General features: G+C 64.9%; 20 protein-coding genes. 4 read left to right on the top strand and 16 right to left on the bottom strand.

What is annotated here, in order from left to right; all coding sequences use genetic code 11:
- Positions 1–86 precede the first annotated feature (86 nt).
- The 6 genes from proC to OK351_RS00610 form a co-directional block, all read right to left on the bottom strand.
- Entirely contained in the window at positions 87–929 is an 843-nt protein-coding gene (proC, locus tag OK351_RS00635) for a pyrroline-5-carboxylate reductase (protein WP_265155395.1), read from the bottom strand.
- A gap of 4 nt (positions 930–933) precedes the next feature.
- Positions 934–1755 (bottom strand): sugar phosphate isomerase/epimerase family protein, encoded by an 822-nt coding sequence (locus tag OK351_RS00630; protein ID WP_265155394.1) that lies wholly within the window; start codon positions 1753–1755, stop codon positions 934–936.
- A 51-nt stretch (positions 1756–1806) separates the two neighbouring features.
- Positions 1807–2829 carry a Ppx/GppA phosphatase family protein gene (locus OK351_RS00625; protein ID WP_265155393.1) on the bottom strand — a complete coding sequence of 341 codons (1023 nt, stop codon included), beginning with the start codon at positions 2827–2829 and terminating at the stop codon, positions 1807–1809.
- A gap of 30 nt (positions 2830–2859) precedes the next feature.
- On the bottom strand, positions 2860–5634 hold the full coding sequence (gene topA, locus OK351_RS00620) for a type I DNA topoisomerase (protein ID WP_265155392.1): 2775 nt from the start codon (positions 5632–5634) through the stop codon (positions 2860–2862).
- A gap of 140 nt (positions 5635–5774) precedes the next feature.
- Positions 5775–6356, bottom strand: a complete 582-nt coding sequence (locus OK351_RS00615) for an ArsR/SmtB family transcription factor (protein WP_265155391.1) — start codon at positions 6354–6356, stop codon at positions 5775–5777.
- 92 nt (positions 6357–6448) lie between these two features.
- Positions 6449–8023 carry a DUF7059 domain-containing protein gene (locus OK351_RS00610; RefSeq protein WP_265155390.1) on the bottom strand — a complete coding sequence of 525 codons (1575 nt, stop codon included), beginning with the start codon at positions 8021–8023 and terminating at the stop codon, positions 6449–6451.
- 61 nt (positions 8024–8084) lie between these two features.
- Here OK351_RS00610 and OK351_RS00605 point away from each other — a divergent pair, with 61 nt between their 5' ends.
- Positions 8085–8663 carry a GNAT family N-acetyltransferase gene (locus OK351_RS00605; protein WP_265155389.1) on the top strand — a complete coding sequence of 193 codons (579 nt, stop codon included), beginning with the start codon at positions 8085–8087 and terminating at the stop codon, positions 8661–8663.
- A 69-nt stretch (positions 8664–8732) separates the two neighbouring features.
- Here the strand turns inward: OK351_RS00605 and OK351_RS00600 are convergent, their stop codons facing one another.
- On the bottom strand, positions 8733–9638 hold the full coding sequence (locus tag OK351_RS00600) for an oxygen-dependent tRNA uridine(34) hydroxylase TrhO (protein WP_265155388.1): 906 nt from the start codon (positions 9636–9638) through the stop codon (positions 8733–8735).
- A 139-nt stretch (positions 9639–9777) separates the two neighbouring features.
- Here OK351_RS00600 and OK351_RS00595 point away from each other — a divergent pair, with 139 nt between their 5' ends.
- Both OK351_RS00595 and OK351_RS00590 read left to right on the top strand, forming a co-directional pair.
- Positions 9778–10434, top strand: a complete 657-nt coding sequence (locus OK351_RS00595) for a GNAT family N-acetyltransferase (protein WP_265155387.1) — start codon at positions 9778–9780, stop codon at positions 10432–10434.
- 96 nt (positions 10435–10530) lie between these two features.
- Positions 10531–12864, top strand: coding sequence for a Zn-binding domain-containing protein (locus OK351_RS00590; protein WP_265155778.1), 2334 nt, complete (start codon positions 10531–10533; stop codon positions 12862–12864).
- Here OK351_RS00590 and OK351_RS00585 read toward each other — a convergent pair.
- From OK351_RS00585 to OK351_RS00555, 7 genes are all read right to left on the bottom strand, one after another.
- A complete protein-coding gene (locus OK351_RS00585; protein WP_265155386.1) occupies positions 12861–13235 on the bottom strand; it encodes an Rv3654c family TadE-like protein in 375 nt (124 codons plus the stop codon). The two genes, OK351_RS00590 and OK351_RS00585, sit on opposite strands and share 4 nt — an antisense overlap.
- Positions 13232–13573 (bottom strand): TadE family type IV pilus minor pilin, encoded by a 342-nt coding sequence (locus OK351_RS00580; RefSeq protein WP_265155385.1) that lies wholly within the window; start codon positions 13571–13573, stop codon positions 13232–13234. The genes OK351_RS00585 and OK351_RS00580 overlap by 4 nt, the downstream gene beginning before the upstream one ends.
- A gap of 2 nt (positions 13574–13575) precedes the next feature.
- Positions 13576–13785: a DUF4244 domain-containing protein gene (locus OK351_RS00575; RefSeq protein WP_265155384.1), complete on the bottom strand. Its 210-nt coding sequence runs from the start codon at positions 13783–13785 to the stop codon at positions 13576–13578.
- A 129-nt stretch (positions 13786–13914) separates the two neighbouring features.
- A complete protein-coding gene (locus tag OK351_RS00570) occupies positions 13915–14442 on the bottom strand; it encodes a type II secretion system F family protein (protein WP_265155383.1) in 528 nt (175 codons plus the stop codon).
- Complete coding sequence (locus OK351_RS00565; RefSeq protein WP_265155382.1) at positions 14439–15131, bottom strand: type II secretion system F family protein; 693 nt, start codon at positions 15129–15131, stop codon at positions 14439–14441. Before OK351_RS00565 ends, OK351_RS00570 begins: the two co-directional genes overlap by 4 nt.
- 2 nt (positions 15132–15133) lie before the next feature.
- On the bottom strand, positions 15134–16372 hold the full coding sequence (locus OK351_RS00560; protein ID WP_265155381.1) for a TadA family conjugal transfer-associated ATPase: 1239 nt from the start codon (positions 16370–16372) through the stop codon (positions 15134–15136).
- Entirely contained in the window at positions 16369–17535 is a 1167-nt protein-coding gene (locus OK351_RS00555) for a CpaE-like family protein (protein WP_265155380.1), read from the bottom strand. Before OK351_RS00555 ends, OK351_RS00560 begins: the two co-directional genes overlap by 4 nt.
- Positions 17536–17622: 87 nt before the next feature.
- On the opposite strand from OK351_RS00555, the gene OK351_RS00550 reads away from it, so the two are divergent.
- Positions 17623–19278, top strand: a complete 1656-nt coding sequence (locus tag OK351_RS00550) for a bifunctional 3'-5' exonuclease/DNA polymerase (RefSeq protein ID WP_265155379.1) — start codon at positions 17623–17625, stop codon at positions 19276–19278.
- Between the two features lie 16 nt (positions 19279–19294).
- Here the strand turns inward: OK351_RS00550 and OK351_RS00545 are convergent, their stop codons facing one another.
- Both OK351_RS00545 and nth read right to left on the bottom strand, forming a co-directional pair.
- Positions 19295–19972, bottom strand: a complete 678-nt coding sequence (locus OK351_RS00545; protein WP_265155377.1) for an NUDIX hydrolase — start codon at positions 19970–19972, stop codon at positions 19295–19297.
- Positions 19969–20748: an endonuclease III gene (gene nth, locus OK351_RS00540; protein ID WP_265155777.1), complete on the bottom strand. Its 780-nt coding sequence runs from the start codon at positions 20746–20748 to the stop codon at positions 19969–19971. Before nth ends, OK351_RS00545 begins: the two co-directional genes overlap by 4 nt.
- Between the last annotated feature and the right edge of the window lie 36 nt (positions 20749–20784).

Here is a 20784-nt window from a genome sequence, read left to right as displayed (position 1 = left end):
CAGCCGGATAGGACAAGGGCCGGACTACCGCAGTCGGTAGTCCGGCCCTGAAGTGGTTGCCCCGGCGGGTGCTCTGTCCTGGCCGGTTAGCCCAATTCAGCGCTCAGCTGTGCAGCGCGCGCCGCCGCGGCCCGGGCACCGGCTTCGATGGTTGCAGGGACACCGTGTTCGTCAAAGGTGGCGATGGCACGTTCGGTGGTGCCCTTGGGGCTGGTCACCGATTTGCGCAGGGCCGAAGGGTCCGCATCGGGCTCGGCCAGCATCTTGCCGGCCCCGGCCACCGTGGCACGGGCCAGGCTGATCGCCAACTGTTCTTCCAGGCCCATGGCGACCCCGGCCTTGGCCATCGCCTCGGCCAGGTAGAAGGCGTAGGCCGGACCCGATCCCGAGATCGCCGACAAGGCATCCTGTTGTGACTCGTCAATCACGTGCACGTCCCCCGAACCGGAGAACAGTTCCGCCACCTGGTCCAGCTGCGCCGGATCCATCCCGGCCACCGGGCTCAGGCCCACTACCCCCGCCCCGACCTGCAAGGGCGTATTGGGCATGGCGCGCACCAGCGGCTGGTCCACCGGCAACCTGGCCGCCATGGATTCCAAGGTGATCGCCGCGGCTACCGAGACGATCACGGTGGATGGCTGCAGTTGTGCGGCGATGGCGGTGCACAGCTCGGTGATACCCACCGGCTTCACCCCCAGGAAGACCACGTCTGCTTCGGCGGCCACCCGCGCATTGGCGTCGAGGTCCTCACCGACGACCACGACATTGATGCCCAGCTGTTCAAGTTCTTGTTCCCGGTTCCGGCTGCGGATGGTGGCGGTGACCAGTTTCGGGTCATGCCCGGAGGCCAGGATCCCGCGCAGGATCGCCCCGTTCATCGAACCGGTTCCCAGGAATGCCAATTTCAGTGATGCGGTGAGTTCACTCATGGTGTTAGTTTGCTGTCCGTTCCTTGCTGTCCTGTACGGCCAAGTGCTTGCGGGCGAAGTCCAGGGTCTGGGCCAGCCATTCCTCCTTCTGCCCCGCCCCCTTGGCCTTGCGGGTGGAGACTTCCACGGCAATGACCCCGTCGAAGTCGCTGTCACGCAGGTAGTGCATGGTCTCGGTGACCGGTTGGGTTCCGCGTCCGGGTACCAGATGCTCGTCCTTGCCGTTGTTCAACCCGTCGCACAGGTGCACGTGGGCCAGCCGGTCGCCAAGCTGCTCCACCGCTTTCAGCGAATCCATTTCGGCGATCGCCGCATGCGAGAAGTCCCAGGTGACATGCGGGTAGGCCTGCGGCACCGGGTCCCAGTGCGGCAGGTACATCTTGGCCTCACGACCCCGGGCACGCCATGGGTACATGTTCTCCACCGCGATCTTCATCCCGGTGGATTCGGTCAGGCGTTGCACGCCACCGGCGAATTCCAGGGCATAGTTGCCCTGCCAGCGGAACGGCGGATGGGCCACCACCACATCGGCGCCCACCGCTTGGGCCAGGATCACCGATCTTTCGATCTTGGCCCAGGCCGAACCCCAAACCTGTTGGGTCAGCAGCAGGGTCGGTGCGTGGATGGCCATGATCGGCAGCTGGTACTTGTCCATCAGTGCCAGCAAAGCGGTGGCCGACTGCGTGGCCTGGTTGCCGGTGATCAGTACCTCGATTCCGTCATAGCCCACGTCCTTGGCCACGGCGAAGGCATCGTGCACCGTCATCGGGTACACCGAGGCGCTGGATAGCGTAACCGGAATCGGTGTCCTAGCAGGCTCTTGCATCTCTCGCCCTTCCTCCAAGCATCGGTGCGTTGGAACCTCCCCTGATGGGGTCTAGCTTGATTCCACCGGAGCGGGAACCTGCCCCATTCCGGCACCGAGAGCTACCTCTCCTACCCCCACGCTACTACTTAGCGGAGTCGATGAGTCAAACAAGACATGATCAAATCGTCGCAACATCAAACCTTCACGCAACGCCCAGGGACAAATCCGGACCTGTTTGATTTTCAGGGCCTTCATCGCCTCGATCGCCACCAGGGCCCCGGCCAGCATCTGCGGGGCACGCACATGGGAAACCCCGGGCAGCTCCGCCCGCTCATCCCAGGTCATGGCCACCAGCCGGTTGGTCCACAGTTTGAGGCTGTCGCGTTCAAGTACCCGCTTGACGTAGATACCCTCGGCGCTGGGAGCCGCACCGGTGATCCTCGCCAGGGAGCGGAAGGTCTTGGAAGTGGCGGTGGCAATGGACGGTTTGCCGTACTGGTTCAGTTCGGTGGCCGGATCGGCGAGCACGTCGCGCACATAGGTGCGAAGCTCCTTGACCTGTTTCATGGTCGGCGGGTCATCGGGTAGCCACTCGCGGGTCAGCCGGCCGGCACCCAAGGGTACCGAGTAGGCCACCTGCGGGAACTCGTCATTGCCGCGGGCCAGTTCCAGCGAGCCACCGCCCATATCCAGGTTCAGGATCGAATCGTGGGACCAGCCGTACCAGCGCCGCACCGCGTGGAAGGTCATCCCTGCTTCCTGCTCACCGGACAGTTCCAGCAGCGTGACCCCGGTTTCGGTTTCCACCCGTTCCAGCACCTGCTGGCCGTTGGAGGATTCGCGGATCGCCGAGGTGCAGAAGGCCATGAAGTCCTCGACCCGGTGGTTATTGGCGAAGTTCGAGGCCTCCTTGATGAAGCCGATCAGCTCGTTCTGGCCCTCCATGGTGATAGCACCGTACTCGTTCAGGTACTGCACCAGCGACAGCGGACGCTTGTGCGAGGCATAGGGCGTGGGGCGGGCGCCCGGATACGCGTCAACCAGCAGAAGATGCACGGTATTCGAACCGATATCCAGTACGCCCAGCCTCATGGTCTTTCCTTCACATCAGGAGAAAGGTTGCTATTTCTCACTCGTCTTGGCCGTGGTCTTCTTGGCGGTGGCCTTCTTGGCTGGTGTTTTCTTGGCCGCCGGCTTCGCGGCGCTGCTCTTGCGCTTGACCGGGCCCTTGGCCCGTTTCTCGGCCAGCAGTTCAATGGCCTTTTCACGCGTGAGCTCCTCGATCGGCAGACCCCGAGGGACGGTGATGTTGGTTTCCCCGTCGGTGATATAGGGGCCGAAGCGTCCGTCCTTGACCACGATATTCTTTTCGCTGGTCGGGTCGGTACCGAATTCCGCCAGCGGCGGCACCGCGGCACGTCGTCCACGCTGCTTGGGCTGGGCGTAGATCGCCAGTGCCTCGTCCAGGGTGATCGTGAAGATCTGCTCTTCGGACTCGATCGAGCGCGAGTCGGTGCCCTTCTTCAGGTACGGGCCGAAGCGGCCGTTCTGCACGGTGATCTCCACGCCCTCGGCATCGGTGCCGACCACCCGCGGCAGGCTCAACAGCTTCAGGGCCTCTTCCAGGGTCACCGTCTCGACGCTCATCGACTTGAACAGCGAACCGGTCCGCGGCTTGATTTTCGCCGGCTTCTTGGGCGGCTTCGGCTTGCCGTTCTTGTAGTATTCCACCGGCAGGGCGGCGATCTGCTCATCGGTCAGTTCCGGGATCACCTCGGTGACGTAGGCACCGTAGCGGCCGTCCTTGGCCATGATGGTCCGGCCGGTCTGGGGATCCACGCCCAATTCCCGCTCCGAGACCTGCGCATTGGCGAACAGTTCCTCGGCCTTGGCCGCGGTGAGCTCATCCGGTGCCAGTTCTTCCGGGACGTTGGCGCGTTGCGGGTCGGTGCCCTCCGGTGCATCGGCCGGCAGGGTGCGCTCCAGGTAGGGGCCGAACTTGCCCACACGCAGCACGATATCCTCGGTGATGGCGATGGAGTTGATGGCCCGGGCGTCGATGTCCCCGAGGTTGTCCACCACGTGCTTCAGGCCCTGGCTGTCGTCCTTGCCGAAGTAGAAGAGGTTCAGCCAGTCGCTGCGGGCCCGCTCGCCCTTGGCGATCTCATCCAGATCGTCTTCCAGCCGTGCGGTGAAGTCGTAGTCGACGTAGCGGGCGAAGTGCTCCTCGAGCAGGCGGATCACCGAGAAGGCGATCCAGCTGGGCACCAGGGCACCGCCGCGTTTGGTCACGTAGCCGCGGTCCATGATGGTGGAAATCGTCGGTGCGTAGGTCGAGGGGCGCCCGATCTCGCGCTTTTCCAGTTCAGCGACGATCGATGCTTCGGTGTACCGGGCCGGCGGGGTGGTTTCGTGTCCCAGTGCTTCCAGGTCCGAGCCGTTCAGCCCGTCGCCGACCTTCAGCTGCGGCAGGCGTGCCTCGGACTGGTCCGCGCCTTCGGCCTCGGAGGTGGTGTCCTTGCCTTCCTCGTAGGCGGAGAGGAAGCCGCGGAAGGTGATCACGGTTCCGGACGCCGAGAACTCGGCCACCCGGGAGTCGCTGGCCGTGCCGGCCAGCTTGATGGTGGCGGTGAAGCCCTTCGCATCGGCCATCTGGGATGCGACGGTACGCTTCCAGATCAGCTCATACAGCGTGAATTCGTCCTTGGTCAGCGAGCTGCGCACATCCTTGGGGCGGCGGAACATGTCACCTGCCGGGCGGATCGCCTCATGGGCTTCCTGCGCGGCATCGCTCTTGGCCTTGTACACGCGGGGGCGTTCGGGCACCGAATCGGCGCCGTACAATTCGGTGGCCTGCTTGCGCGCTGCGGTGACAGCCTCGTTGGAGAGGAATACCGAGTCGGTACGCATATAGGTGATGTACCCGTTTTCGTACAGCCGCTGGGCCACCTGCATGGTGATACGCGAACTCCAGCGCAGCTTGCGGCTGGCTTCCTGCTGCAGGGTGGAGGTGGTGAACGGGGCGGCCGGACGGCGGGTGTAGGGCTTGTCCTCAACCGAGGTGACCGCGAAGTCGGACTCGGCCAGGTTGTCCACCAGGGAGCGGGCCTGCTCCTCATTCAGGTGGGTGATGGTGCTGCGTCCGGTCTTCAGCTGGCCCCGGTCATCGAAGTCGCGTCCGGAGGCCACGCGTGCCCCGTCCACGGAAGAGAGCTTGGCGCCGAATCCCTCACCGGCACCGTTATCGAACCGGCCCTTGATATCCCAGTAGCCGGCGCTGATGAAGGCCATGCGTTCGCGTTCGCGCTCCACCACCAGGCGGGTGGCCACCGACTGCACACGACCGGCAGACAGGCCGCGGGCGACCTTGCGCCAGAGCACGGGGGAAATCTCGTAGCCGTACAGGCGGTCGAGCACACGGCGGGTTTCCTGGGCGTCCACCAGATCGGTATCCAGTTCACGCATGTTCCCCAACGCGCGCTCGATACCTTCCTTGGTGATTTCGGTGAAGGCCAGGCGGCGTACCGGAACCTTGGGCTTGAGCACCTGCAACAGGTGCCACGCGATGGCCTCGCCCTCGCGGTCCGCATCTGTTGCCAGATAGAGTTCGTCGGCGTCCTTGAGCTTGGCTTTCAGTTCGGAGACACGTTTTTTCTTATCCGGGTAGACCACGTAGTAGGGCTCGAAGTCGTTGTCCAGATCCACCGCGAATTTGCCAACCGAGGTTTTTTTCAGCTCGGTCGGTAGTTCCGAGGGCTGCGGAAGATCACGGATATGCCCCACGGAAGCATCCACGTCGAAGCCGTCGCCGAGGTATTTGGCGATCGACTTCACTTTGGCAGGGGACTCGACGATCACGAGTTTCTTACCGGTTGTTTCCTTGGCCTTCGGGGGCACGGCTCTCCTTTATACAGTGTCGGCAACAATTGGGCCCCGAACCTATCAGGGCCGCGGTCGTTGTCGCCAAAGTGTATTCACGGCTCCGTATTTGAGCCACGATTCCCGATGATCATACATCGAAGAGCTACCCGTTCCGTCTACGCCTTGTGCTCCACGGGGGGCGGGTACTCGGGCAACAACGATACCAAGTAGAACATTTTGGTGGAGTCGATGGCGCGTTCCTCGGCTGTGGCCATGGCCTCATACTCGTAGATCAGGTCCATTAACCGGCGGTTGAATTCCTTTTGCTTCTCCTCGGGCAGGAACACCAGCCCGCTGCTGAGCAACGGAGGCCGGTCATCCGGGGGGATGATTCCGGCTTTCGCTTCGGCCTGCCGGCGCTCCACCTCGGCGTTCAGCCGGGTGCGGAACTGGTTCAGCTGCACATTCAGGTAGGCGGTTTTGGCGTTCGACGACCCGTCGTGGGTATTCAGCTCCAGCCGCTCGCCGGCCGCGCGCCAGCGGCGTTCACGTGCATCGCCCTCGCTGGCCGCCCTGGTCACATAACCGTATTTCTCCAACGCACGCAGGTGATAGCTCATCGCACTGGGGGTCAATGAACACAGCGAGGCCAGCTCCGTGGCTGTCCGCGTGGCCTGTGAGGCGAAGAGCTCGTCAAGCACAATCAGGCGCGCATCATGGGCCAGCGCACGGATCGCCTGGGGGTCGGTGATGGACACCAAAGTCGGTTCCTTCACACCCCCGCCCGGCGACTGTACAGCGCGCCGGTCAGATGTGTTGTGTGTCATAAGAAAAAACTTTAGCCCTTGTTTCACACTTTGCGAAGAAAGCCATGCCGAATTAAGCGTTCAACCCCGCTTAAGAGGGTCGGCATGAAGTCCTCCTCACCCTCACCTATCAGCGCATCAAGGGCATTGGCCAGCTGGTTAATGCTCAATTCCCCGTCACAGGCGGAAATGAAACCAGCTTGCGCCGTATCGAGGATCTCACTGCGGCGCAGCCCCGCCCCCTGGCGCAGGAGTATCACCCCGGGGTGCTCTGCCCCGGGACGCTGGTGGCGTTCCTCGGTAACGTCCTCGGCGACCTCCAGGTGCCAGTGGATCCAGCTTTCGCCCGCCGCACGCAGTTGCTCCAGCGTTTCCAGGTCACGTTGCAGGTATGGTGCCAGGGGCTGCTCCACCGGATGCCCGATGGCCTCGAAGTTGCGGTGGGTGCTGCGCGGGCTGCCGGGCTTGGCCAGGTACACGTAGCCGAATCCCACAGATCCCACAGCACGTGTGGCGAAGTCATTGAGATAAGCCTCATATTCCTGCTGGTACCCGGTCAGGTCCTCGGTCTGCGAGGAATCACGCAACCAGGTCTCCGCGTACACGCTCGGCGAGGACTGCTCACGTTGGATCACCCAGACATCCAGCTCAGCGGCGAACCAGTCGCCGATGCGTGCGTGCCAGGGTTGCTCCCCGGACGGGATTTCCCAGTTGGCCAGCATCTGGGCACTGCCACCGGGGTTCAGGTAGGCGGGCAGCTGCTCGATCAGGGTCCGCACCAGGCGGTCCCCGGCCATTCCGCCGTCCCGGTAGGTGAACATCTCCTGGTGCCCTTCCTGCCGCGGGGTGATCACGAATGGCGGATTGGAGGCGATCAGGTCGAACAGTTCCCCACGGACCGGTTCGAAGAGGTTTCCGGCACGCAGCGAAACCCGCCGGCCCAGGTCCGCGGGGTCCAGGCGCAACTGGCGGTGGTTCAGCAGCAGGTTGAACCGGGCGAAGCCCAGGGCCCGCTCCGACAGGTCCGTCGCGGTGACATGGTCGGCGTGGGCAAGCAGGTGGAAGAGCTGGATGCCGCATCCGGTGCCCAGATCCAGGGCTCGCCGGACCCGCGGCCGCAAGGTGATCTGGGCCAGGGTCGTTGAGGCATGCCCAATCCCCAAGACATGGTCGGTGCGCAGCACCCCGGGACGTTGGTGGGCGCCCAGGTCATGGGCCACCCACAATTCACCGGAGGTATCCGAGGCGTGCGGGGTCAGGGCCACCGCGGCCCGATAACCGTCCTGGTGCTCCTCAAGCAGACCCAGTTCCAGCAGTCCGGGGCAACCGGTGCGCTCGAATACGGCGTCCAGGTCCTGGCGCCCCACGCTCTGGCCCAGCTGGAATAACCGGATCACCGTGGCCAGGGACTGGTCCTGGCCAGCGGTGTGCGCCAACCGCCATAGGGCCGGGGTGATCTGGTCCCGGGCAAAGGCATCCATCGCCTCGGATCCCAGCAGCTCGGCGATCGGGTCCAGCCGAAAACCAGCGGCGTCCAGGTCCTGATGGAGGGCGTCCAGCAGCTGCTGGTTGGCGCTAGACGGGGTATCGATCACGGAGGCAAAGTCTGTGGAAGTCACACAAGCGATTCTAGCCAGTTCCCGGAGCATGTGCCCGGCCGCGGGAACGTACGATACTTCCATGGCACTTGTTACCGTCACCTATCTGGAACTACTCGATCCCACCGAGCTGATCCCGTCCTCCAAGCCCCTGCCCGCCGATGCCCGGATTGAACGCGTTGACCAGATCACGCCCGAGTTCTCCCGCTTCCTGTACCTGGGGGTGGGCAGCGAGCTGAACTGGGCGGACCGCCTGGTGCTGACCCGGGCCCAGTGGGATGAGCAGTTGCAGCGGCCCGGGTCCGAAACCCATGTGCTGTACCGCAATGGTGCCCCGCAGGGCTATATCGAACTGGCTTCCTCGCGTGGTGCGGCGGGCACCGACGTGGAGGTCTTCTACTTCGGGTTGTTCCCCCAAGCCACCGGGCAGGGCCTGGGTGGGGCGCTGCTCACCGAGGGCATCCTCCGGGCCTGGTCGCTGCATGAGCGGGAACCGGCACTGGCCCCGGTGTCACGCATTTGGCTGCACACCTGCTCGTTGGACGGGCCCGCGGCCTTGCCCAATTACCTGGCCCGGGGTTTCCGGGTGTACCGGTCCGAGGAAGAACAGACCCAGGTACTGGACCCGTCGATGGATCTCTGGCCTGCCGGGGCGAATTAGCCCCCGGCCCGGTACGCGAAGGGCCCGGTTCTCCGCTGAGGGGAACCAGGCCCTTCGCCCCGGCAACGGCTAGGATTCGACCGCGGCGCGTTGGCAGTCCGGGCAGCGGCGCAGCTTCTCGTCCTGGGCGCAGTCGGCGCAGAACAGGCGCAGATTGCGGCAGGAGAGATCGGAGCAATTCTCGAACTTGTTGGTCGGGGCCGCACAGCCCACGCAACGGCCGATGGTTTCGGCTTCCTCGCTGAATTCCATATGCATCCGCTTGTCGAAGACGTACAGGGAACCTTCCCACAGGCCCTTGTCACCGTATTTTTCGCCGTAGCGCACGATGCCACCCTGCATCTGGTAGACCTGTTGGAAACCGCGGTTGATCATCAGTGCGGAGAGTACCTCGCAACGGATTCCGCCGGTGCAGTAGGTGACCACCGGCTGGTCCTTGAGGTGGTCGTATTTTCCCGATTCGATCTCGTCGAGGAATTCGCGCGTGGTTTCCACATCGGGGACGATCGCGTTCCTGAAACGTCCGATCTGCGCCTCGAAGGCGTTGCGTCCGTCGAAGAAGGAAACCTCGGTTCCCTCCTTGGCCTTGGTCTCAACCAGTTCATGCAGTTCTTCGGGGCGCAGGTGGGTACCGCCGCCGACCACACCGTTTTCATCGACCTTGAGTTCCCCGGGGGCACCGAAGGTGACTATCTCGTCGCGAACCTTGACGGAGATGCGGGGAAAATCCTCCGCCGAACCCTCGGACCATTTGATGTCCATCTTGCTGAAGGGCCCGTACTCACGGGTAGCCTTGACATATTGCTTCACGGCGGAGATTTCGCCACCAACGGTACCGTTGATACCGTCCTTGGAGATGATGATGCGTCCGCGCAACCCCCAGCGCTCCAGCAGGGACCGCTGCCAAAGGCGTATCGCCTCCGGGTCGCTTAACGGTGTAAATGCGTAATACAAGACAATGCGATGAATGGCCACAAGGTAAAAGGATAGTGGCTTTAAGGCCGGTTCTGTGGATACATGGAGCAACGTCACACTGATTTGTTTATGATTTCAAGTAGGCAACGATTGGCCTGTTGTCAGCGTTTTACTAGGAAAGACAGGGTAGGGTCAAAGCATGGCATCGAACGCAAGTGATGAACTGATTGGCACCTGGGTCGCAGGCTGGGCTGGTGCGCGAGGATACGAGGCCCGTCATGAGGGCCGTGTGCACGCCGCGTTGCGGCATGACACCACCGAGGATTGGGAATACGTCATCTTCGACCCGTCCAAGGAAGAGCTGTTGGCGGTTTCCGAGACCTTGAAGAAGCATCCCTCCCGTCGCCTGACCGCATTTTCCGAGGACATCGCCGGACTGGTCAACCTTGCCGGTGAGACCGGTCTTCAGGTCGCGGCCGACGATGAGGTACTCATGGTCACCGAACTGGCCAGCCACGATGTCGAGGTTCCCCTGCCACCGGATGGGTTCATCTTCCAGATCGAACGCGACGGCACGCACGCCTATGTGTCCCTGCATCCCGAGGACTCGCAGGATATTGTGGCCGCCTCCGGCCACGTCTCCGCGGTCAGCGGTTACGCCATTTTCGACCGGATCATTACCGCACCTGATTTCCGGCGGCGCGGCCTGGGGTCGCTGACCATGCGCGCCCTGGCCTCGCTGGCGCAGGAACACGACGTTGATGAGGGTCTGCTCATCGCCTCGGTTGACGGCCAGAAGCTCTACGCGTCATTGGGCTGGACCAACCTGGGAAGCGTTGTTGCCTTCAAGGCCTGAGATCCACCGTTTCGACCACTCGCCGCCGTCCTGCCAGGGATGGGCGGCGAGTAGCATTTAACACCAGTTAGCCATCCTTTAGTGCGAAAGTCGGTTATGGCCAAGACTGTCAGTGCGCTGCTCGACCCGTTCGAGCGCCAGAATGATCCGGACGCGATCATTCATCGTCGCAGCGTGCCGGCGAAGGACGAGATCACCGCCGATTGGCCGGCATGGCTGGACCCGGAGGTCCGCTCCGTTTTCCAGTCGGTCGGCATCGACCGTCCGTGGCTCCATCAGGTCCAGGCCGCCGAACTGGTCCACGACCGAGTCCATACCATCGTTTCGACCGGCACCGCCTCGGGCAAGTCGCTGACCTACCTGATGCCGGGCCTGGATGCCCTCTACCGCAGCCGCGACTCGGCGTTCAACGACGCCGAGGCCCAGGCGACCATCCTGTACCTGTGTCCGACCAAGGCGCTGGCAGCCGACCAGTTGGCCTCTGTCACTGCGTTGGATGTTCCCGGGGTCAGGGCCGCGGCCTACGACGGGGACACGGATCCGGCCAGCAGGGCCTGGATCCGCCAGCATGCCAACTTCATCTTCACCAACCCCGATATGCTCCACCGCGGGATACTCCCCAACCACCCCGGCTGGGACCGCTTTTTCAAGCGGCTGCGGTATGTGGTCATCGACGAGGCCCACTCCTATCGCGGGGTGTTCGGCTCGCATGTGGCCAACCTGTTGCGACGGCTGCGTCGTATCTGCGCCCACTACCGGGCAACACCGGTTTTCATCGGGGCCTCGGCAACCAGTGCGGCCCCCGCGGAATCCTTCTCCCGGCTCATCGGCGCCCCGGCCCAGGCGGTCACCCACGATTTCTCGGCGGCCGGCGAACTGGTGATCGGGTTATGGGAGCCTCCGCTAACCGATCGGCATGGGGAGAACGGTGCGCCGGTGCGCCGCACCGCGATCGCCGAAAGCGCCTCCATCCTCACCGACCTGATGGCCGACCACATACGCAGCATTGTTTTCATCAAATCCCGACGCGGCGCCGAAACCATTGCCACACTCACCCGCAAGCACCTGGAACAGTTCGCCCCGGACCTCAGCGTCCGGTTGGCCGCCTACCGCTCGGGCTACCTTCCCAGCGAACGGCGGCAGATCGAAAGCCAACTGCGTAGCGGGCAGCTGCTGGCGGTCACCTCCACCTCCGCCCTGGAGCTGGGCATCGACATCGCCGGGTTGGACGCGGTGGTCGTGGCCGGCTGGCCGGGGACCCGGGCCTCGTTCTTCCAACAGATCGGACGGGCAGGCCGGGCCGGGCAGGGATCGCTGGCGATCTTCGTGGCCAGCGAGGATCCGTTGGACACCTACCTGGTGCATCATCCCGAGGCCATCTTCGACATCGGGGTGGAAGCCACGGTCTTCGACCCGCAGAACAAGTACGTGCTCTCCGGGCATCTGTGCACCGCCGCCCAGGAATTGCCGTTGCGCGCCGAGGAACTGGAAATCTTCGGGGACACTGCGGAGATGCTCCTGGATTCGTTGGTGTCCCGCGGCTACCTGCGCCGCCGACCAGCCGGCTGGTTCTGGACCCATGCGCAGCATGCCGCAGCCATGTTCTCGATCCGTGCGGATGGTGGCGGTCCGGTCAATATCATCGACAGCGACTCCGGGGCGATCCTTGGCACCATGGATTCCCCGCAAACCCACTACCAGGCCCATCCCGGGGCCATCTACGTGCACCAGGGGTCGAGCTATTTCGTGGAGGAGCTCGACGAACAGAACCACACCGTGCTGGTCACCCAGGTGAATCCGGACTACTACACCACGGCGCGCGATATCACCACAGTCGGTGTTGAAAGCACCGAGCGCCGGAGCGAGCACCGGAATCTGGCGATCCATTTCGGCGAAGTGGTAGTCACCACCCAGGTGGTGTCGTTCCAGCGCAAGTCCATTTCATCAAACGAGGTACTCTCCGAGGAACCCCTGGAGCTGGAAGCCCGCGACCTGCACACCAAGTCCATCTGGTTCACCCTGACCGAGCAACGACTGGTCAATGCCGGAATCACCCCGGAGTTCTTCCCCGGGGCGCTGCACGCGGCCGAACACGCCATGATCGGCCTGCTGCCGTTGGTCGCCACCAGCGATCGCTGGGATATCGGTGGCGTTTCCACGGCACTGCATGCGGATACCGGTGAACCGACGATCTTCGTCTATGACGCCCAACCCGGTGGGGCAGGCTTCGCCGAACGGGGGTTCGAGCAATTCATGCCCTGGGTCAGGGCAACCCGTGATGCGATCGAAAGCTGCGAATGCAGCAACGGGTGTCCCAGTTGTGTGCAATCCCCCAAATGCGGCAACCGCAACAACCCGCTGAACAAGCCCGGGGCGGTGCTGCTGCTCAGCGCGATCCTGGAGGATATCGAGCCACGGCACCACCGTTAGTTCAGTTGCGGCGGACCCGCCCTGGCCGAGGCCGCGGCCTGGTACAACGTCATGCCCGCAAAAGAAAACCGGACATCGACACCCACGACGAGTCGTACGGTATCCCCCGTTGGTTCGACGGTGCATTCCCGCAGTACCGCCCCGTTCGCCTGGCTGATCTCGGCCGCTACAGCGCAGGCGCTGCCGCTGCGCAGCCCCCGCGCGGTATCCGCGGCAGCCAGCGCCGCCAGGTCGGCTGCGGTACCGGCCCGTGTGGCAGCCTGGCCGGCCGCCAGGAAGAGCAGGACGCAGCCCGCGGCCAGCAGTGCCACCGCCACCAGCAGCAGACCCGTCACGGTCCCGTTGCCCTCCTCCCGGCGCCACCGGCTCATGGCTGCTCCACCGCCACCCGGGCTTCGCCGTGCACCACGACCGTTCCCACCAAGGGCAGCTGCACATTGCGTGTGACCCGTACCGTGGCCACCTCCGACGTGCCGCCCATGTGGTAGGTCGCCTCGCGGCCGGCCAACCTGATGCCGCTGCTCTCGGCCTGGGCAGGGCTCTGGCCCCGGGCCAGCTCGCGGGCAACGGCCGACGCGGCCTGTTGCACCCTGATCTGGTGGGATCCCAGGACTCCCAGGCCCAGGACCAGGGACAGGAACAGTGCCATCACCGGCAGCAGCATTGCCAGTTCAGCGGTGCTGCTGCCCCGGTCGTCACCCGCTTTCATGGCTACAGGCTCAGGGCCCGGCTGATCAGGCCCATCAGCATGCCGCGGACATCCCCGCTGGAGAGGATGCCGATCAGCAGCCCCGCAAACGCCACGGCTGCCAGCGTCACCATCGCGAACTCTGCCGTGGTGCTGCCCTCGTCATCGGTCCAGTGTGGTGTGCCCGCGGTAGTCGCGGGATGCGCGCGGTGCGGGAATCGACTCGAAATCATGATCGGTGTCCTTTCATCGGGTTCCACCGTCGTGTGGCGGTGGTGAGGGATCGGCAGAATGCGTTCCTGCCTGTTTCCAGCATGTGTCCCTGACCGCCGCAGGTATGCGCCGGGTTGACGGTCTGGGGATTACCATTCGGGAAGCAGGGCAAGAATGATCGGCACCACGCCCAAGGCGATGAAGGAGGGCAAAGCACACAACCCCAGGGGAAGTACCAGCTTGGTCCCAAATTGCGCCCCGATCTCCTGTGCCTTCTTGGTTCGTTCACGCCGTTGCAGCTGCGCGAAACTGCGCAGCAGCTGCGCCGATCCGGCACCGGAGCTCTGGGTGAAGTGCAGCGCCCGTTGCAATGGGTCAAGCCACGACGGGCAGTGCTGCCAGGCCTGTTCCCACTCCATGTTCAATTCCAGGCATCTGGCCACCGTCCTCAGATGCGCGCAGTGCCCGATCCTGCTGCCCAGGATCTCCAGCACCCGCCCGATGGGGAGCCCGGACTCCAGCAGGCTGGCAGCCAGGTCCAGAACCAGTTCCACCGGGGGTTGCTCCTCCGGCCCGCCATACCCCTTGCGCCGCGGCCGGGGCCGGCTGGCGCGGAGCGGAGCCGAGGCCAGCAGTATGGCGATGCAACACAGCATCACCCCAAGCACAAGCATCATCCCACCGCCTTCCGGGTACACCGATCGAGCAGCCAGCGGCACCACCATCTGTTGGCCAGCCACAACAGCACCCCAAGCACCAGTGCGACCTGGCCGACGGGGGTCGTGGAGAACGTCGGGAGGATGTCGATTCCGAACAATGCCGCACCAAGCAGCCCCAACACCGGCAACCAGGTCAGGAGCCTGGTGGTGGCCCGCGGGCCGGCCATGGCCACATCGAAGGTGCGTCGGGTCTCCAGCGTGGCTTCGAGGTCATCGGCCAGATGGTCAAGCACCTGGGCCAACGGCGCCCCGCTTTCCGCGCTGATCTGCACGCACCATTCCAGGCGGGTCAGCAGCCATCGCTGGTGCCGGTCCGTTGCACCTGCGGGATCCTGTTCGACAACCCAGGTCGCTCCTCGCCGCAACCGCAAGCTGGTCAGTGCCTGGAGCGCCGACCCGGCATTCCGTTCGATCAGCACCAGATGTTCCAATGCCGTATCCAGGTTCTGCCCGCTTCGCAGCAGGCTGGCCAGTTCCCGGACTACCCGTGCGCTTTCCCGCAGTTCCGCGGCCTGCAAGTCCGGCTGTTTCCGGGGTAACACCCAGCGCGGTAACCAGCGGCGGGCAGCTTTCCCGCCGGGCCTTGACGCGCACGGCGCGGCCCACCACAGATACACTGCCAGCGCCACCAGCACGATCCCGAGCATGATCACCCGCTCCCCCGGTGTCGCCCCAGCAGGCGGCGCATGTCGTTGATGGTCTGCGGCGGGAAACGGGTACCGATCCATTCGGCGCTCGCTTCGGGCAGCGGTTCCCGCGCCGTGGCGTCGATGAGCCCGACGACCCTGATCCTGTCCTTGTCATCAAGCACCAGCCGGCTGAGCTTCACCGGGCCACGCCGCCCCTGCCCGTCACGATCCACATGGAGCAACAAGTCCAGTGCGCTGTTGGCCTGCAAGGCGGTGGCCTGGGTGTCCCAACCGGCCAAGGCACCCAGGGCGGCGAGCCGCGCCGGGATCGCGGCCGGATCGTTCGCGTGGATGGTTCCGGCCGCTCCCTGGTGTCCGGTGTTCATCGCAGCCAGAAAATCCCTGATCTCGGCCCCGCGGCATTCGCCCACGATCAAGCGGTCCGGCCTCATCCGCAGCGCCTGGACCACCAGGTCGCTCAAGGTCACCGCTCCGCTGGATTCCACATTGGCGGCCCTGGTCTGCAGCGAGATCACATGCTCGTGGGTTATGGACAGTTCCTTGGAGTCCTCGATCACCACGATCCGCTGGTTCTCCGGCACCAGGGCCAGCATGGCCTGCAACAAGGTGGTTTTCCCCGCCCCGGTGCCCCCGGAGATCAGGAAGTTCAGCCGGTGGCACATGATCTGCCGCAGCAACGGGCCCCACCAGCTGTTGCGGTCTCCCAGCAACTGTTCCAGGTTGATGCCCTTCGGCCCCTTGACCCTGATGGAAATGACCGGACCATCGGCTGCGATGGGTGGCAGCACGGCATGGATCCGGTAGTTGCGCACCGTGACATCCACGTACGGGCTGGCCTCATCCAGCCGCTTGCCGGCCATGGCCGCGAAGTGCGCGGCCAGCCGCCGCACCTGTTGCGGTGAATTGAACGCGTAGCCGGTGCGTTCAAGCCCCTTGGACGAATCCGTCCAGACCGCTCCGCGGTGATCAACCAGCACGTCGCTGACTCCGGGAGCGGAAGCGAACTGTTCCAGGACCGATAACCCCTGGACCTCATCACGCAATTTCTGCAGGGTCTGCGCCGCCCCGGTGGAGCCCCAGGAGGTTCCTGCCTCGGTCACCGCCTCGGCGAGCGCGATCGGGTCCAGGCTGCCACCGTTTTCCAGTGCCTTGCGGCGCACCGAGGCCAGCAGGCCGGGGTCAAGTTCCGGCTCGGGGGTCGTGCCCAGGGGCTGTCTTACCCTTCTGCCGGTGCTCATGGGTGTCCCGTCCCGGTGGTGGGCAACAGGTCATAGTCGGCGATGCGTTGCCGCAGCCTGCCCGAACGCAGCGAGTCGAATAATTCGGCCCGTTCGATACTTCGCGCGATCCGGGAGGTCGGCGGAAAGCAGCCAAGCAGCTGTTGCCGCAGCTCCCCCGGTACCTCCACTTTCTGCGAGGTGGTGCAGGCAATGAACGGGTGTCCCAGTTCAGCGAGCCGCGCGTCCTGCTCCGGTTGGCAGGTGAGCACCTGCTGGTTGGCGAATTGGGCGATCACACCCGACAACGGGTGGAGATATCGACCAGTGTCAATCACTACCAGGTCAAAGGCCTGGCGTGCGGCGGCCAGCACCCGCACCGCCAGCGATTCGTCGATGTCGTAGCTGGAGGGCTCCTGTTGCCAGGTCAGCACCGCGGTGTCCTGCACCCGGGCCAACACCTCACGGAACTGGTGGGCGGCCAGGGTTCCCCCCGAGCCGCGCAGGTGTTCCCATCCGATGCCATTGGCTGGCTGCCAGTTGAGCATTGGCCACAGGGAACCGGAGTACGGATCCAGGTCGACCACCACGGACCGCAGCCCGCTCAACGTCCCGGCGTGGGCCAGCAGGCCGGATAGGGCACTGGTTCCGATGCCCCCGGCCAGGCCGGAGAACACGATGGTGTGCCCATGGCCGCTGTGCAGGGCCCACTGGCCCAGGTATTCACCCAGCCAGCCGGCGGCCAGCGGCAGCACCGCCACCCGGGCCTGGGGCCTGGTACTGGCCGTCAACCAGAGCTGTTCGTTGTCCGTCTCGGTCCCCAGCAGCACATCGCATCTCCACCTGCGAGCACCGTTGAGGTGGCACAGGGCGTCGGCTCCCCAGAGTACGGGACCCTCCGGCAGCTGTTCCTCGAAGCGTTCGGGCGAAGCGCAGTGGTTGATGCGTACCGCCGCACCCAACGCGATCCCCGCCAATTGGTCGATCAGGTGCCGATCCTCGGTTACCAGGGTGCAACTCAACTGCTCCTGTTCGATCGCGGCCATGGACATCCCGGGGACCGCCGCCCGGGTAGCAGCCTGTCGGGCGGCTGTATGCGGGCGCCGCGGTGGCTCCTGGGCCACGAACCTGGTGTCCACCGGTCCCTGCGGAATTTGACGGTTGAGGTGTGCTAGCCATTTCATCTGCCCACCATGGGCCACCCGGGGCCGCCATTCGGTCCGTGGTGGGCGGAATGGGGATAACCGGCGGGCAAAAGGCACAATGGTGACATGTCGTTTCTCGCCTTCCTTGCCCCAGCCCCCGATCAGGACTTCGCCGTCCTCAACGTGCGCGAGCAGGACTCCGGGAACCTGGTGGTCGACCAGCTGGCGGTATCCCGGGCGGATTTCACCGCCACGGTTGCCAGGATCGAGCAGCGCTACGCCCCACGCTGGGTAATGACCCGGACGGCACCGTGGCTTCCGCTCTTGCTGGAGGCGGATATCCACCTGGGCAAGGCCCACATGCTGGATCTGGCCCAGAGGATCCTACACCGGTCCCCCTTCGTCTCGATGCGGCTTGGGGATGTGGATCTGGAGCCTCGCCCGGCCCGGATGCCCGCCCCGAACCAGGACGCCCTGTTCGCCGAGCCAGCCGAAGCCTCCGCCGATCTGGCGGCGATGGAGGAACGCTACCTGCAACAGCGCCGGGCATTGCCCGAGGACGCAGGTCAGCGGCGGCGGATCGAACTGCTGCTGCATGCTGAAAGCATCGGCGCGGTCATCGCCGCCGAGATGGAACACCACGGATTGGCCTGGGATGAAAGGGCCCATCGTGCGTTGTTGCGCGAACAGCTTGGTCCGCGGGTGCCCGAGGGACAACGTGAACCGCGGCTGGCGGCACTGGCAGACGAACTCGCCCACACCCTGAATACCCCGGGGCTGAACCCGGATTCACCCCAGGAACTGCTGCGTGCCCTGCAACGCGCCGGGTACGGTCTCTCCTCGGTCCGTGCCTGGGAGCTGGAGGCCCACAAGGACCCGGTCATCGAGTTGGTCCTGCATTACAAGCAGCTATCCAGGCTGGCCAGCGCCCACGGGGATGCCTGGCTGGACCAATGGATCCGTGATTCGCGGTTCCACCCGCACTATGTGCTGGGCACCGTCGCCTCCGGGCGCTGGGCCGCCACCGGCGGCGGGGCCTTGCAGCTGCCGCACGCCATCCGCCAGGTGATCACCGCCCCGGAGGGCAAGGTCTTCGTGGTGGCCGACGGCAGCCAACTGGAGCCGCGAATCCTGGGCGCCATCTCCCAGGACTCCGCACTGCAGCAGGCAGGGCAGGGCCAGGACCTGTACCAGGGGCTGATCGACTCACAGGTGGCCAAGGACCGCGACGAGGCGAAGCTGGGCATGCTCTCGGCGATCTACGGCGGAACCTCGTCCGGGGCGGGGGCGGTGGTCTCCGCACTGGAACGCGGGTTTCCCCGGGCCATGTCCTATGTGGCCCGGGCCGCCCAGGCCGGGGAACGCGGGGAGGGGGTGCACAGCTGGCTGGGCCGGGGTTGCCCGCCGGCCGATGAGTCCTGGCTGCATGCCCAACGCAATACCGCCGATGCCACCGCGCAGAGTGCCGCCGACATGGCGGCACGTTCCCGGGGGCGGTTCACCCGGAACTTCGTGGTCCAGGCGACCGCGGCCGAATGGGCGCTGGTCTGGATGGCGCAGACCCGCCACCTGGTGTTCTCCGCCGGGTTGCACACCCGGTGCCGGCAGGTGTTCTTCGTCCATGACGAGCTGGTGTTCGAAACCGAGCCGGAACTCGCCGAGGGCCTGGCCCGGGCGATCCGGCTGGGCGCCCACCGGGCCGGGCAGAGCTTGTTCGGCCCGCAGTCCCCCGATTTCCCGGTCAGCATCGCCACGGTCCGCAGCTACGCCGAGGCCAAATAGCTGGCCCGCGGCCCGTCTAGCCCATCTTGATTTCGCGTTTGGCGTTCCACTGCCGGGTCCAGCCCAGTTCGTTGAACAGCCGATCCAGCACAATGGCGGTGAACCCCCAGATGATCCGGCCCTCGTAGTCGAAGGCCGGGCCCTTGAACTGGCGGTTGCCGCGTTCGACCACGGCGTTCAGCCGGTTGTGCGGATCCAGCAGTCGGGCCACCGGCGCCCGGAAGACATCCTGGGATTCGCCCGGATCCACCGGGTACACCTCGCATTCCTCACGCCACCATCCGATCACCGGGGTGACCAGGAAGTTGGTCACCGGAAGTTCGGCATCGGAGAGTTGCCCCAGGATTTCGATCCCGGAGGTCCGCACCCCTGTCTCCTCGTTGGCCTCGCGCAGGGCCGCGGCCGCGGGCGAGGGATCCTCGGGGTCGATCCCGCCGCCGGGGAACGCGATCTGCCCGGCATGGTCGCGCAGGGTGGCCGCACGCGTCACGAACAGCAAATCCAGCTCCTCTGCCGGGCTGTGCTCATCCAACGCGGTATCCCCGTGCGAGCCGAAGAGCATCAGCACCGCCGCGCGGCGGACGCTGTGCTGGTCCATCGCCTTGGCCACCCACTGGCCGGGCATCCGTTGGGTGGCCCCGACCTTGGCCCGGTGCTGCCGAATGACATGGTCCAACTCGCTACGTGCGCTCATGCTTCCAATCCGTATCCCTGGGCCCGAAGTTCCCTTCGGGTGGCCCCGGCACGCATTTTCTCCAGTAGGTCCTCACGGCCGGGAGCCAGCTCGTACTTAAGTAACCGTCGGGCCTTGGCAGGTATTTCCTCGCCGATCCCGGCCGAGGGGCACAGCCTGGCCAAGGGGCAGACTCCGCAGGCAGGGGTCCGGGCATGGCAGACCCGGCGCCCGTGGAATACCACGTGGTGGCTGAGCATGGTCCAGTCGCGTTTTTCGAATAATTCACCCACCGCATGCTCCACCTTGACCGGATCGGTTTCGGTGGTCCAGCCGAACCGGTTGGCCAGCCGCCCGAAATGGGTATCCACGGTGATTCCCGGGACGCCGAAGGCGTTGCCCAACACCACGTTGGCGGTCTTGCGTCCCACTCCGGGAAGCTTGACCAGCGCCTCGAGCGTGCCCGGCACCTGCCCGTCATGGTGATCAACCAATGCGGTGGCCAAACCCAGCAGGGACTCGGTCTTGGCCCGGAAGAAACCGGTGGGCCGGATCAGCGTTTCGAGTTCCTCGCGGTCCGCCTGGCTCATGGCCAGCGCGTCGGGATACCTGGCGAACAGCGCCGGGGTGATCGAGTTGACGCGAATATCGGTGGTCTGTGCCGAGAGCACCGTGGCCACCAGCAGCTCGAACGGGTTGTCGAAATCCAGTTCCGGCACCGCGTACGGGTAGGTTTCGGCCAGGATCCGGTTCATCTTGCGCGCCCGGCGTTTCAAACCCAAAGCGGATTCGGTCATAGTTTTCTGTGCCACCTTCCGATCGTGTCATGCAGT

The sequence above is a fragment of the Glutamicibacter sp. MNS18 genome, from assembly GCF_026107515.2.
In the GTDB taxonomy this organism is placed as follows: domain Bacteria; phylum Actinomycetota; class Actinomycetes; order Actinomycetales; family Micrococcaceae; genus Glutamicibacter.
The sequence above is the reverse complement of the archived record's forward strand: the minus strand, read 5'-3'. Positions and strand labels throughout refer to the sequence as shown.

Excerpts from the sequence above, each read along its gene's own strand:
- proC (WP_265155395.1), bottom strand. The coding sequence starts at position 929 with ATGAGTGAACTCACCGCATCACTGAAATTGGCATTCCTGGGAACCGGT.
- OK351_RS00630 (WP_265155394.1), bottom strand. The coding sequence starts at position 1,755 with ATGCAAGAGCCTGCTAGGACACCGATTCCGGTTACGCTATCCAGCGCC.
- OK351_RS00625 (WP_265155393.1), bottom strand. The coding sequence starts at position 2,829 with ATGAGGCTGGGCGTACTGGATATCGGTTCGAATACCGTGCATCTTCTG.
- OK351_RS00605 (WP_265155389.1), top strand. The coding sequence starts at position 8,085 with ATGGCACTTGTTACCGTCACCTATCTGGAACTACTCGATCCCACCGAG.
- OK351_RS00595 (WP_265155387.1), top strand. The coding sequence starts at position 9,778 with ATGGCATCGAACGCAAGTGATGAACTGATTGGCACCTGGGTCGCAGGC.
- OK351_RS00590 (WP_265155778.1), top strand. The coding sequence starts at position 10,531 with ATGGCCAAGACTGTCAGTGCGCTGCTCGACCCGTTCGAGCGCCAGAAT.
- OK351_RS00585 (WP_265155386.1), bottom strand. The coding sequence starts at position 13,235 with ATGAGCCGGTGGCGCCGGGAGGAGGGCAACGGGACCGTGACGGGTCTG.
- OK351_RS00580 (WP_265155385.1), bottom strand. The coding sequence starts at position 13,573 with ATGAAAGCGGGTGACGACCGGGGCAGCAGCACCGCTGAACTGGCAATG.
- OK351_RS00575 (WP_265155384.1), bottom strand. The coding sequence starts at position 13,785 with ATGATTTCGAGTCGATTCCCGCACCGCGCGCATCCCGCGACTACCGCG.
- OK351_RS00570 (WP_265155383.1), bottom strand. The coding sequence starts at position 14,442 with ATGATGCTTGTGCTTGGGGTGATGCTGTGTTGCATCGCCATACTGCTG.
- OK351_RS00565 (WP_265155382.1), bottom strand. The coding sequence starts at position 15,131 with ATGCTCGGGATCGTGCTGGTGGCGCTGGCAGTGTATCTGTGGTGGGCC.
- OK351_RS00560 (WP_265155381.1), bottom strand. The coding sequence starts at position 16,372 with ATGAGCACCGGCAGAAGGGTAAGACAGCCCCTGGGCACGACCCCCGAG.
- OK351_RS00555 (WP_265155380.1), bottom strand. The coding sequence starts at position 17,535 with ATGAAATGGCTAGCACACCTCAACCGTCAAATTCCGCAGGGACCGGTG.
- OK351_RS00550 (WP_265155379.1), top strand. The coding sequence starts at position 17,623 with ATGTCGTTTCTCGCCTTCCTTGCCCCAGCCCCCGATCAGGACTTCGCC.
- OK351_RS00545 (WP_265155377.1), bottom strand. The coding sequence starts at position 19,972 with ATGAGCGCACGTAGCGAGTTGGACCATGTCATTCGGCAGCACCGGGCC.
- nth (WP_265155777.1), bottom strand. The coding sequence starts at position 20,748 with ATGACCGAATCCGCTTTGGGTTTGAAACGCCGGGCGCGCAAGATGAAC.